Source organism: Pseudarthrobacter sp. RHLT1-30-1 (assembly GCF_059383415.1).
Genome location: NZ_JBWZCG010000050.1, coordinates 1 through 12,636, shown reverse-complemented (window position 1 = coordinate 12,636; position 12,636 = coordinate 1). Strand labels below are relative to the sequence as shown.

The 12,636-nt window shown below is 67.1% G+C and carries 10 protein-coding genes and 1 riboswitch; of the genes, 1 reads left to right on the top strand and 9 read right to left on the bottom strand.

The annotated features are described in order from the left end of the window. The 9 genes from AC50YM_RS20250 to glyA all read right to left on the bottom strand — a co-directional run. Window positions 1-1,044: L-serine ammonia-lyase (locus AC50YM_RS20250; RefSeq protein WP_494958724.1), on the bottom strand; the 1,044-nt coding region annotated here is incomplete at its 3' end. 118 nt (window positions 1,045-1,162) lie between these two features. Further along, window positions 1,163-1,378 (bottom strand): hypothetical protein, encoded by a 216-nt coding sequence (locus tag AC50YM_RS20245; RefSeq protein ID WP_494958723.1) that lies wholly within the window; start codon window positions 1,376-1,378, stop codon window positions 1,163-1,165. A 157-nt stretch (window positions 1,379-1,535) separates the two neighbouring features. Beyond that, window positions 1,536-1,633: riboswitch (glycine riboswitch) on the bottom strand. Window positions 1,634-2,228: 595 nt separating this feature from the next. Beyond that, entirely contained in the window at window positions 2,229-3,125 is an 897-nt protein-coding gene (gene purU / locus AC50YM_RS20240) for a formyltetrahydrofolate deformylase (protein ID WP_494958722.1), read from the bottom strand. 3 nt (window positions 3,126-3,128) lie between these two features. Further along, entirely contained in the window at window positions 3,129-4,544 is a 1,416-nt protein-coding gene (locus tag AC50YM_RS20235; RefSeq protein WP_494958721.1) for an L-serine ammonia-lyase, read from the bottom strand. Further along, entirely contained in the window at window positions 4,544-5,179 is a 636-nt protein-coding gene (locus AC50YM_RS20230) for a sarcosine oxidase subunit gamma (protein ID WP_494958720.1), read from the bottom strand. Before AC50YM_RS20230 ends, AC50YM_RS20235 begins: the two co-directional genes overlap by 1 nt. Further along, window positions 5,172-8,141 carry a 2Fe-2S iron-sulfur cluster-binding protein gene (locus AC50YM_RS20225; protein ID WP_494958719.1) on the bottom strand — a complete coding sequence of 990 codons (2,970 nt, stop codon included), beginning with the start codon at window positions 8,139-8,141 and terminating at the stop codon, window positions 5,172-5,174. The genes AC50YM_RS20230 and AC50YM_RS20225 overlap by 8 nt, the downstream gene beginning before the upstream one ends. Then, complete coding sequence (locus tag AC50YM_RS20220; protein ID WP_494889944.1) at window positions 8,138-8,467, bottom strand: sarcosine oxidase subunit delta; 330 nt, start codon at window positions 8,465-8,467, stop codon at window positions 8,138-8,140. Before AC50YM_RS20220 ends, AC50YM_RS20225 begins: the two co-directional genes overlap by 4 nt. 14 nt (window positions 8,468-8,481) lie before the next feature. Next, window positions 8,482-9,702, bottom strand: coding sequence for a sarcosine oxidase subunit beta family protein (locus AC50YM_RS20215; protein WP_494958718.1), 1,221 nt, complete (start codon window positions 9,700-9,702; stop codon window positions 8,482-8,484). After that, window positions 9,699-11,030 carry a serine hydroxymethyltransferase gene (glyA, locus tag AC50YM_RS20210; protein WP_494958717.1) on the bottom strand — a complete coding sequence of 444 codons (1,332 nt, stop codon included), beginning with the start codon at window positions 11,028-11,030 and terminating at the stop codon, window positions 9,699-9,701. The genes AC50YM_RS20215 and glyA overlap by 4 nt, the downstream gene beginning before the upstream one ends. A gap of 241 nt (window positions 11,031-11,271) precedes the next feature. Between glyA and AC50YM_RS20205 the strand changes: the two genes are divergently transcribed. Further along, a complete protein-coding gene (locus AC50YM_RS20205) occupies window positions 11,272-12,528 on the top strand; it encodes an aminopeptidase P family protein (RefSeq protein ID WP_494958716.1) in 1,257 nt (418 codons plus the stop codon). The last annotated feature ends 108 nt before the right edge of the window (window positions 12,529-12,636 follow it).

Genomic DNA, 12,636 nt, shown 5'->3' with positions numbered 1-12,636 from the left:
GGCGGTCAGCAGGAACTTCACCACCACATCGTCCCGGTCGGCCTGGCTGGCTTTGTCCATGCCGGGCGCGAAGTGCAGGGCGTAGTAGAGCACCGCGGGAATGATCCCGGCCGCGCCGTTGGTCGGGGCGGTCACGACCCGGCCGCCGGAGGCGTTTTCCTCGTTCACGGCCAGCGCGATCAGGTTCACCCATTCCTGCCAGTACTTCGGGTCCCGGTAGTCGGGGTCCTGGCCCCGGGTTTCCTTCAGCAGCCGTTCGTGCCAGTCCGGTGCCCGGCGGCGGACCTTGAGCCCGCCCGGCAGCAGACCCTCGCGGCCCAGGCTGACCTGGACGCAGGCCTCCATCACCGAATAGATGTGCAGCAGCCCCTCCCGGATCTGGGCCTCGGTGCGGGAGGCGCGTTCGTTGATGAACATGATCTCCCCGATCGAGAGGCCCTTGGCCTGGCAGCGGCCCAGCAGCTCCGCGGCGGTGCGGAACGGCAGCGGCAGTTCCTTCTTGGACTCGTCGAGTTCCTTCAGCGCGGCGTCCTCCTCGCCTTCCCGGACGATGAAACCACCGCCGACCGAGAAGAACGTCGCCGTGTGCAGGACCTCGCCGTCGGCGCCGGCGACCGTGAACGTCATCCCGTTGGTGTGCCGCGGCAGGATCGTCAGCGGCCGCAGGACCATGTCCTTCACCCCGTAGGGCAACGGAACCCCCGCGCCCTCCCCGGTCCCTTCGCCATCCCCGGTTGCTTCGCCGGCCAGCTGCAGGATGCCGGTCTCCGCGATCGTGGCGAGCCGTTCCTCCACCTCCGCCGGGAGGATCAGCTCGGGGTGGAAGCCCTCCAGGCCGAGCAGGATCGCCGTCATCGTGCCGTGACCGTGCCCGGTAGCGGCCAGCGAGCCGTACAGATCCACCCGCAGCGATGCCACCCGGTCCATCACACCGGAGGCCTTGAGTTCTTCAGCAAACACTGCCGCAGCCCGCATCGGACCCACGGTGTGCGAACTCGAGGGCCCAATCCCGATGGAAAAAAGATCAAAGACTCCAACAGCCATGATTAATACCTTTGGTGAGAATAACTTGTGGGAACGACGGCAGCCGGACAACGGGTCAACGGCGGGGGTGGTGCCGGTTCCGGTCCCCCAAGAACCGGAACCGGCACCACGTTGGGGGCTACTCCGGCAGCGGGATCTCGAGATCCTCGGGGCCGGATTGGAGCGGGTGGGCAGCGAAGCCGGTTTCCGGCGTGGTGGCCGACGAACCCGCAGTGGAGTCGACGTCGTCCTGGCGGCGAGGGCGGATGTGGGGGGAGCTGGTGTTGCGGGCGGCGGTGGGGCGGGCGGCCGTGACGCGGGCGGCGAATGTCGACGGGCAGGACTGGATCGTCACGCAGGAACTCCAAGTTTCAGGCGGCGCCGAGGCGCCGCGTTGATTCGGGTTCCTCCCCGCTCTGTCTGTGACCTGAGAGTTTCCGCGGACCCTGCTGTTACAGAGCGCCGCTTGCACCTTCGGTGAGCCCGGTAACCGGACTGCTTTCCAGAGTTGCCTCGCCGCGGCGGTACGTGGGCCTGAGAGATTCCTGGGGAGGATTTGCTCCTACGGCGCCTGCTGAACGTACCGGCAGGACTCTCCCGCCGCAGATCAAAAGCGTGTGTCTTTTGTGGGTGACACACCTCACACACTAGCTGTTGCGTGGACCACACACCAAAATTACGTCCGCCCGCAGGAAATGTTTCTTTGCCAGCAAAGCGGATGCGGCCCGGGGATCAGGTCAACCGGGTCAACCGGGTCAGCCGGCCAGTGTTGGGCTCAGTGGGTTGCTCAGCACGCAGGCTCAGGGCTTTGGCCACTTCACGTTGAGCAGCAGCAGTCCCAGCAGGAGCCCGTCAATGCTGATAATTAGCGCAATGAGGTAGGCCCAGCCCATCATCATCACGAGTTGCTCACCGCCCACCGAAAGCAGGAAGTGCGGGGGTGCATCACAGTGCCCATGACGATCTCCTGACGTGGAATCCCCCCAGTCACTCGATAGTTCCCCCAGTGTGCCACGGCGGCGCCGAAGAGGGAACGGCAGGGCAGGGTGGATATCGAGCGCTCCTGCCCGGTTGCTACTGCCCGGACACGGAAAGCCCGGCGTGTCCTTGAGAACACGCCGGGGCTTCTGCGGTGTGGGGGAGTGCAACTGGGCGGGAACGCCTGCGGGCGGCGCCGCGGTCCGGCCGGCCCAACGCCCGGGGGGTCAGCGGAGCACGACGGTCCTGTTGCCCTGCAGGAACACGCGTCCCTCGCAGTGCCAGCGGACGGCGTTGGACAGGGCTTTCCGCTCGGTGTCACGTCCGGCGGCCACGAGGTCGTCGGCTCCGAAGGTGTGGTCCACCTCGACCACCTGCTGCGAGATGATCGGGCCCTCATCCAACTCCGCGTTGACGTAGTGGGCGGTGGCGCCGACGGTCTTCACGCCGCGGGCGTGCGCCTGGTGGTAAGGCTTGGCGCCCTTGAAGCTGGGCAGGAAGGAGTGGTGGATGTTGACGGCGCGGCCGTCCAGCCGGCGGGTGAGGTCGTCGCTGAGCACCTGCATGTAGCGGGCCAGGACCACCAGTTCGACGTCGAGCCGGTCGACGAGCTCCATCAAACGCGCTTCGGCTGCAGGCTTGGTGTCGGCCGTGACGGGCACATGGAAGAAGGGGATGCCGTGCCATTCCACGATCCCGCGGTGATCCGGATGGTTTGAGACGACGCCGACAATCTCGATGGGCAGTTCGCCGATGCGGGCGCGGAACAGCAGGTCATTGAGGCAGTGCTCGAATTTGGACACCATGATCAGGACCCGGCGTTTCGCCGCGTGTTCGCGCAGTTGCCACTGCATGCCGAATTTTTCCGCGACGGGCACGAAGGCTTCCCGGAGCGCCTCAATGCCGGCCGGTCCGCCGGTCGAGTCTCCATCAGGGACTCCGGCCGACGCGAAGTGGAGCCGCATAAAGAAGTGGCCGTCATCCTGCGAGTCGAACTGCTTGCTCTCCAGGATGTCGCAGCCTTGATCAAGCAGGAACCCGGACACGGCGTGGACGAGCCCGCGCGTTTCCGGGCAATCGAGGGTCAGGACGTATTCAGCGGCGCTGCTGTTCGGGGTATCCACGGTTCAGCACTCAATCACATTCACGGCGAGGCCACCGCGGGAGGTTTCCTTGTACTTCGTTTTCATGTCCGCTCCAGTTTCGCGCATGGTTTTGATGGCTTGGTCCAGCGATACTTTGTGGCTGCCGTCGCCGTGGAGGCACAGGCGGGCGGCGTTGATGGCCTTGACGCTGGCGATGGCGTTGCGTTCGATGCAGGGGATCTGCACCAGCCCGCCGACGGGGTCGCAGGTCAGCCCGAGGTTGTGTTCGATTCCGACTTCGGCGGCGTTTTCCACCTGTTCGGGCGTCCCGCCCAGGACCTCGGCCAGCCCGGCCGCCGCCATTGAACAGGCGGACCCGACTTCGCCCTGGCAGCCGACCTCGGCCCCCGAGATGGAGGCGTTGATCTTGAACAGGATCCCGACGGCGGCTGCCGTGAGCAGGAAGCGGATGACGCCGTCGTCGTTGGCTCCGGGGACGAACTTGACGTAGTAGTGCAGCACCGCCGGCACGATCCCGGCCGCACCGTTGGTCGGAGCGGTGACGATCCGCCCGCCGGCGGCGTTTTCCTCATTGACGGCGAGGGCGAACAGGTTCACCCACTCCATCGCAAGCAGCGGGTCGGCGGGCACCTGGACCGGCGAGGGGTTGCGGGCCGCCTCGTCCGCGCTGGCGGCTGACGCCGCCAGCGTCCGGAACAACGACGGGGCGCGCCGCTTCACGTTGAGCCCGCCGGGAAGGATGCCCTCCGCGGCGCAGCCGTTGTCCACGCACTGGCGCATCACCGCCCACAGCGCGAGGAGCTTCTCCCGGAGTTCGGCTTCGGTGCGCCAGACGAGTTCGTTGGCGAGCATCACGTCGGAGATGGACATGTTCTCGCGCTGACAGATTTCCAGCAGTTCGTCGGCGGTGGTGAAGGGGTACGGCAGCACCGTGTCGTCGGCGACCACCCGGTCCCCGCCGGCGGCGTCCCCGTCCACGACGAAGCCGCCCCCGATCGAGTAGTAGCTGCGTTCCTTCAGCACGGCCCCGGCGTGGTCCAGCGCCCGGAAGGTCATGCCGTTGGGGTGGGCCGGGAGCGATTTGCGCCGGTGCAGCAGCACGTCCTCGTCCCAGTTGAAGTCCACCCGGTGGTCCCCGCCGATCCGCAGTTCGGCATCCAGGGCCGCGGCCGCGACCTGGTCATCGGCCGTTGCGGTGTCCACCGACTCGGGGTCCTGGCCCTGCAGGCCCAGGACCACGGCCTTGTCCGAACCGTGGCCCCGGCCGGTGGCGCCGAGGGAACCGAACAGCTCGGCCTGCACCCGCGTCGTCGAGCCCAGCTGCCCGTCGCTTTTGAGCCCGTCCGCGAAGCGTTTTGCTGCCCGCATCGGGCCGACCGTGTGGGAGGAGGACGGCCCGATGCCAACAGAAAAGAGGTCAAGGACGCTCAGCGCCATCAGGGGACCTCGGGGGACGCATACTCGCGCATGGCGTCCAGGAGCCAGCGGCCCAGGAACTCCGCAAAGGACGCCCGCGGAAAGATCCGGTAGGCCTCGTCGGCGGTCTTCCACAGGACGGCCGGGATGCCGCCGATTTCCGTGGAGAGCGCCGTCCCCGTTTTGAACGTGCGGGGATGCAGGTCCAGCGAGCAGCCCTTCTCCAGGACGGCACGCGCCCGCGGGCCGGAGAGTTCAAGCGTGGTGCGGTTGGCGGAGAGATCCACCACCTGGCCCTCGCCGTCGCCCAGGGCCTCGACCAGCGTGCGCGGCAGGTCGCCGCCCAGGCTCTCGTGGGATTCGGCGGGGGCCACGAGCAGGAATTCACCCGGGCCCAGCCACAGCACAGCCGTATCGCCGCTGCTTCGGACCTCGCCCGACGCGGGCGGCAGGCCCCCGGTCAGCGCGCCCAGGCGCCCGCCGGCGTCGCCGGCCGGATCGACCCGGAGCCCGGCCATGGTCAGGAACGGCACTTCCCGCAGTTCCACGGTGCCCGGAACGGATCCGGACTCGAAGGCCTGTCCCAGCGGCGCCGCCGGACTCTTCCGGAGGGTCTGGATCTTCTTGGAGTTCTTGAGTGCTGCAGTGTCAGCCATCTTTGCGGGTCCCTTCAGAGTCAAAAAGTACGGTTTCTGCGACAACAACGTCCACCAGCTGGTCCCCGGCGGCGGCCACGAGGGTCTCGCCGATGCGGTTGCGGCCGTTCTTGATCAGGGCGAGGGCAAACGACCTGCCCAGCGCCGCGCTGTGGTAGCTCGAGGTCACGAAGCCCTGCATCGGAACTGGCCCGTCGGCGGGGTTGGTCGGAATGCCCTGTTCCACCAGCTGTGTGCCTTCGGGCAGCCGGATGGTGCCGTCCACCGGCAGGACACTGACTAGGTGCTTCCGGTCGGCGCGTTCCGCGTCCTTGCGGGCGTAGGAGCGTTTGCCGATGAAGTCCTTGACCTTGGAGACCACCCATTCCATCCCGGCGTCCTGCGGGGTGACGGTGCCGTCGGTGTCCTGCCCGACGATCGGGTAGCCCTTCTCGGCGCGGAGGACGTGCATGGTTTCGGTGCCATACGGGGTGATGTTGAATTCCGCCCCGGCCGCTTCCACGGCTTCCCAGGTGTTCAGCCCGTACCAGGACGGGACGTTGATTTCGTAGGCCAGTTCACCGGAGAACGAGATCCGGCAGATCCGGGCCTGCACGCCGGAAGCCAGGGTGGTTTCCTTGAACGCCATGAACGGGAACGCCTCGGCGTCGAGGCCGCCGTCGGCTGCCAGTTCGGGGGCCAGTTTCGCCACGACGGCGCGGGACTTGGGCCCGACGACGGCGATCGTGGACCACTGCTCGGTGACGGAGGTGCAGTGCACATCCAGGTCCGGCCATTCGGTCTGCAGCCATTCCTCCAGCCAGTCCAGGACCTTCGCGGCGCCGCCGGTGGTGGTGGTCATGAAGTACCGGTCCGCGTCGAGGCGCAGGGTGACGCCGTCGTCGAAGATCATGCCGTCGGGGGTGCACATGACGCCGTAGCGGGCGGACCCCGGAGCGAGTTTCTTGAAGGCGTTGGTGTAGACGCGGTTCAGGAACTCACCGGCGTCCTTGCCCCGGATCTCGATCTTGCCCAGGGTGGTGGCGTCCAGGAAGCCCACGGATTCGCGGACGGCGGCGCATTCGCGCAGCACGGCGGCGTCCATGTCCTCTCCGTCCTGCGGGTAGTACCAGGGCCGCTTCCACTGGCCGACGTCCTCGAACAGGGCGCCGTGGGCGACATGCCAGGGGTGGATGGAGGTGAGCCGGGCGGGGTCGAAGAGTTCGCCGCGCTGGCGTCCGGCCAGGGCCGCGAACGCCACGGGGGTGAACGGGGCGCGGTACGCGGTGGTGCCGATCTCGCCGATGCCCCGGGACGCTTCGCCGGCTGTCCGGAGCGCGGCGGCGATGACGCCGATCGCGTTGACGCCGGAGGTCTTGCCCTGGTCGTTGGCGGTGCTGATCGAGGTGTAGCGCTTGACGTGTTCCACCGAGCGCATGCCGGCTCCGGTGGAGCGGAGTACGTCGGCCACCGACTGGTCGCGCTGGAAGTCGACGAAGTGGTGGTGCCAGTCATCCGGGCCGCCTTCCTGCCCCGGAACCATCCAGAGCTGCCGGGTCGGGGCGGACGCCTTCGGCTCGGAAAAGACCAGCGGATCGGCGGCCGCGCCGGAATTTTCCGGGTCGAAACCGGCGGCGCCACCAGCCGCCGCGCCGGCGGAGATGCCCTCGGCGAGGCAGTCCTCGAGGGCGAAGCTGCCGCGGCCGGAGCCGGCCACCTGCTGGTTGGGGACGACGCTGCTGGGGACGAACGCCGCGAGGTCATCGTCCCAGCGGATCTTGCCCTGGCGCTGGGAGTGCAGGTGCACCACGGGGGACCAGCCGCCGGAGACGGCCAGCACGTCGCAGGCCAGCTGCTCGACGCCGGACGTGAGTTCGCCGTCGTCGTTGATGCTGCGGACGGTGACGCCGGCGAGCCGGCCGTCAGCGGAGTCAGCAGCGGTGGTGTCAGCCACGGCGCTGCCCACCAGCACACGGGTACCGGCTGCGGCGGCGGCCGCGGCGGTTCCGCTCAGCTGCGGCCGGGCATCCACGACCGCTTCGACGCGGATGCCGGCGGCCTTCAGGTCCGCGGCCAGGGCGTAGGCGCTGTCGTTGGTGGTGCCGATGACCACCCGCGAGCCGGCGGCCACGGCGTAGCGGTTGAGGTAGCTGCGGACCGCGGAGGCGAGCATGATGCCGGGGCGGTCGTTGTTTTCGAAGACCAGCGGGCGCTCGTGGGCGCCGGGGGCCAGGATTACCTGGGCGGCGCGGATGTGCCAGATACGCTGACGGGACACGCCCGGCGCGGCCGGGGTCAGGAAGTGGTCCGTCCGGTTCTGGGCAGCGATGACGTAGTTGGAGTCATAGGAGCCGAACGCGGACGTGCGGTTCAGGACCGTGCACTCAGCCGCGGAGATCAGTTCGGCTTCAACATTGGACACCCAGTCCAGGGCGGGTACCCCTTCGATGGTCTCCGCGAGGGCCGGATCGGTGGAACCGGACAGCAGCGAGCCGCCGAGTTCGGGCTGGTCGTCGATGAGGATGACGCGGGCGCCGCTGCGGACGGCTTCGCGGGCCGCGGCCAGGCCCGCCGGGCCGCCGCCGACGACCAGGACGTCGGTGTGGACGTACCTCTTGTCGTACTCGGCGTGATCCTCTTCGGGGTCGAGCTTGCCGAGCCCGTTGAGCAGTTCTGCCTTCAGGCCGTCGACCAGGGTGACGGTGGTGGCGGGGAGCATGGACTCGGCGACGTGGCCCGGGAAGCGGGCGGCGACCTTGACCAGGGCGTTGGATTCCTCGACGCCGGCGGACATGATGCCGCGGGGCCGGTCCTCGTAGAGGGAGTTGCCGGCGGCGATCCGGCCGTTGGCGAGCAGGGCCGAGGCGAGGGTGTCGCCGGGGTGGCCGGTGAATTCCTCGCCGTCCAGGGTGAAGCGCCAGGAGACGCTGCGGTCGATGCGTCCGCCGGTGGACAGACGCGCGGGCTGCGGCTGAGCGGTCATTTGACTGCTCCTTCCGGGGAGACGGGGCTGGGAACGGTGGGGGCTGTGGTTCCCGTGGCGGGGCGGAGCTGGCCCATCGGGTAGACGGCCTGGATGTCGTAGGTGACGGTGTCGCGGAGCATGTTGAACCATTGCCGGCAGCCGGTGCTGTGCAGCCAGCGTTCGGCGAACGCGCCCTTGGTGTTGTCACGGTAGAACAGGTACTCGGCCCATTGCCGGTCGGTGAGTTCTGCCGGGTTTTCGGGGTAGGGCACGTGGGCCTGGCCGCCGTAATGGTATTCGGTTTCGTCCCGGGGGCCGCAGTTGGGGCAGGGAATCAGGAGCATGTCCGTACCTCTTTCTAGTGGGCCACGGCGGCGGCGCCGTGTTCGTCGATCAGGGCGCCGGTTTCGAAGCGCTCGAGGGCAAAGGGTTTGTTCAGGGTGTGCGGTGTGCCGGTGGCGATGGTGTGCGCGAAGGTCAGCCCCGCGGCGGGGGTGCCCTTGAAGCCGCCGGTTCCCCAGCCGCAGTTCACGAACATGTTCTCCACCGGGGTGGTGCCGACAATGGGGGAGGCGTCCAGGGTGGTGTCCACGATCCCGCCCCAGGTCCGGAGCACGTGGGCCCGGGCAAAGATCGGGAAGAGCTCGACGGCGGCTGCCATCTGGTGCTCGATCACGTGGAAGGATCCGCGCTGGCCGTAGCCGTTGTAGGAGTCGACGCCGGCGCCCATCACCAGTTCGCCCTTGTGGGCCTGGGAGACGTAGACATGCACGTGGTTGGACATCACCACGGTGGGGTGGACCGGTTCGTGCAGTTCGGACACGAGGGCCTGGAGCGGGTGCGACTGGATCGGCAGCCGGAAGCCGGCCATTTCGGCGAGCACCGAGCTGTGTCCGGCCGCGCAGAGGCCGACCTTTTCGGTGTGGATGGTGCCCTGGTTGGTTTTGACGCCGACCACCTTGTTTCCGTCCTTGACGAAGCCGGTGACTTCGCAGTTCTGGATGATGTCCACGCCGAGTTCATCGCATTTGCGGGCGAACGCCCAGGCGACATGGTCATGCTTGGCGATCCCTGCCCGGGGCTGGTAGGTCGCGCCCATCACGGGGTAACGGATGTTGTCGTTGATGTTCAGGATGGGGCAGAGTTCCTTGACCTGCTTGGGGTCCAGCCACTCGGCGTCGACGCCGTTGAGCTTGTTCGCACCGACCCGGCGCATGCTTTCACGCACGTCGCCCAAAGTGTGGGCGAGGTTCATGACGCCGCGCTGGCTGAACAGGAAGTCGTACTCGAGTTCCTCCGGCAGGATCTCCCAGAGCTTCAGGGCGTGCTCGTAGATCGCGGCGGACTCGTCCCAGAGGTAGTTCGAGCGGATGATCGTGGTGTTCCGGGCCATGTTCCCGCCGGCGAGCCAGCCCTTTTCCAGGACGGCGATGTTGGTCATGCCGTGGTTCTTGGCCAGGTAGTAGGCGGTGGCGAGGCCGTGCCCGCCGCCGCCAACAATCACGGCGTCGTACGAGGACTTCGGCTCCGGGTTGCGCCAGAGGAATTCCGGGTGCTCCGGAAGCTGTTCCGTGCTCATTGTGCTGCTCCAATCAGTTCTGCCTCGAGGGCCGGTGCCGTGCCAAGGTGCGGGTACAGGGGGAATCTTCCCGCCAGGGCGCTGACCCGGGCGCGGAGGGCCGAGGCGGTTTCGCCGCTGAGTTCGTTCTCTGTTGCGGGGGAGGTGAGTGCGGTGGCGATGATGTCGGCCACTTCGGCGAATTCGGCGGCGCCGAAGCCGCGGGTGGCCAGGGCCGGGGTGCCGATCCGCAGCCCGGAGGACACCATCGGCGGGCGGGGGTCGAACGGGACGGCGTTGCGGTTGACCGTGATGCCGATCCGGTGCAGCCGGTCTTCGGCCTGCTGCCCGTCCAGCTCGGAGTGCCGCAGGTCCACCAGGACCAGGTGGACATCCGTGCCGCCGTTGACCACGGAGATCCCGGCCGCGGCGACGTCATCGGCCAGGAGCCGGGACGCGAGCAGGCGGGCACCTTCGAGCGTGCGTGCCTGGCGTTCCTTGAATTCGGCCGACGCGGCGATCTTGAACGCTACGGCCTTGGCGGCGATGACGTGTTCCAGCGGGCCGCCCTGCTGGCCGGGGAACACTGCGCTGTTGATCTTGCGCGCGTACTCCTCCTTGCTCAGGATCACACCGCCGCGCGGGCCGCCCAGGGTCTTGTGCGTGGTGGTGGTGACGACGTCGGCGAACGGCACCGGGTTCGGGTGCAGTCCGGCGGCGACCAGGCCGGCGAAGTGCGCCATGTCCACCATCAAGTACGCGCCGACCAGGTCCGCGATCCGGCGGAACTCCGCGAAGTCCAGCTGCCGGGAGTATGCCGACCAGCCGGCCACGATCATCTTGGGGCGGTGTTCGAGGGCCAGGGCCTCAACCTCGGCCATATCGACCAGGTGGCTGCCCTCACTCACGTGGTACGGGACCACGTTGTAGAGCTTGCCGGAGAAGTTGATGCGCATCCCGTGGGTGAGGTGTCCACCGTGCGCCAGCGACAGTCCCATGATGGTGTCGCCCGGTTCCAGCAGCGCGAACATCGCCGCGGCGTTGGCCTGGGCGCCGGAGTGCGGCTGCACGTTCGCAGCCTCCGCGCCGAACAGGGCCTTGACCCGGTCAATCGCCAGCTGCTCAATCACATCAACGTGCTCGCAGCCGCCGTAGTACCGCTTGCCCGGGTAGCCCTCGGCGTACTTGTTCGTCAGAACCGAACCCTGCGCCTCCATGACCGAGGCAGGCGCGAAATTCTCCGACGCAATCATCTCAAGGGTGGACTGCTGGCGTTCCAGTTCAAGGTCAATGGCGCGTGCGACGTCGGCGTCGACGCTGGCCAGGGAGTGGTTCAGGGTGCCCGTCATGGCGGCCTCTTTCGGTTCAAGGAAACTTCTAGACGAATGCAACAGTGTTGCGTTGGATGCAACTCTAAGGGGATGACGGTGTTGCGTCAATCACTTTTTTCATTGCGACAGGGATGTTGTCATTTCCAGAGAACTTGGATAAATAGGCCTTGACTGTGTCGCCGGTCACGCATAGCCTGTTGCAACAGCGTTGCTCTGAACGCAACTGCTCAAAGTTCTCATTGAAGAAAGGCAACACACCATGACCAGCACGAAAATCGAAGCCGCCAACGACGTCACCAAGCTGGAGCGCCTCAAGGTCCTGAACAACGGCAAGAAGGTCAGCCTCACGTTCTCCGATACCGAGTTTGAGCGCCGGCTTGCAGGGCTGCGCCGCATCATGGCGGAGAAGAGCCTGGACGCCGTCGTCCTGACCAGCTACCACTCCATCAAGTACTACTCCGACTTCCTCTTCACCTCGTTCGGCCGCTCCTACGCCATGGTGGTCACCAAGGACGACACCGTGACCGTCACGGCCAACATCGACGCCGGCATGCCGTGGCGCCGGAGCTACGGCGACAACGTGATCTACACGGACTGGCGCCGGGACAACTACATCTTCGCCATCCAGGAGGCACTCCGCACCCGCGGTATCAACCCCCGCCGGATCGGCGTCGAGGACGATTCGCTCCCGCTGGACAACCGCAACAAGATCCAGGCAGCCTTTGACTCCGCCACCCTGGTCGACGTCGCACAGGCGGCCATGCGCCAGCGGATGATCAAGTCGGCCGAAGAGATCGAGGTCATCAAGCACGGTGCCCGCATTGGTGATCTGGGCGGCGAAGCCATCCGCAACGCCATCACGGCCGGAATCACCGAATACGAGGTCGCCCTGATCGGCACCGAAGCCATGGTCCACGAAATCGCCCGGACCTTCCCGGACTCGGAAATCCGCGACACCTGGGTCTGGTTCCAGTCCGGCATCAACACCGACGGCGCCCACAACTGGGCCACCACCCGGAAGATCCAGGAACACGACATCCTGTCCCTGAACTGCTTCCCCATGACGTCCGGCTACTACACCGCCCTGGAGCGCACCCTGTTCTACGGCGAACCCGACGCCCGCTCCCTCGAGCTCTGGAACATCAACGTGGAGGTCCACAAGCGCGGCCTCGAACTCATCAAGCCGGGAGCCGTCTGCAAGGACATCGCCGCCGAACTGAACGAGATCTACGTGGGCCACGGCCTGCTGGCCAACCGGACCTTCGGCTACGGACACTCCTTCGGTGTGCTCAGCCACTACTACGGCCGGGAAGCCGGTCTGGAGCTCCGCGAGGACATCGACACCGTGCTGGAACCGGGCATGGTCGTCTCGATGGAACCGATGATCACCGTCCTGGACGGGCAGCCCGGCGCCGGCGGCTACCGCGAGCACGACATCCTGGTGGTCGGCGAGGACGGTGCCGAGAACATCACGAAGTTCCCCTTCGGCCCGGAATACAACATCGTGGGCGCCTAACCACCCCCTGATCCGCGAAGAAGCGGGGGGGGGGGGGCGACGGGGGGGGGATTTTGGGGGTTTGTTCGAGAGGGTGGGGGCGTCAGGAGAAAAAGAAAAAGAAAAGAG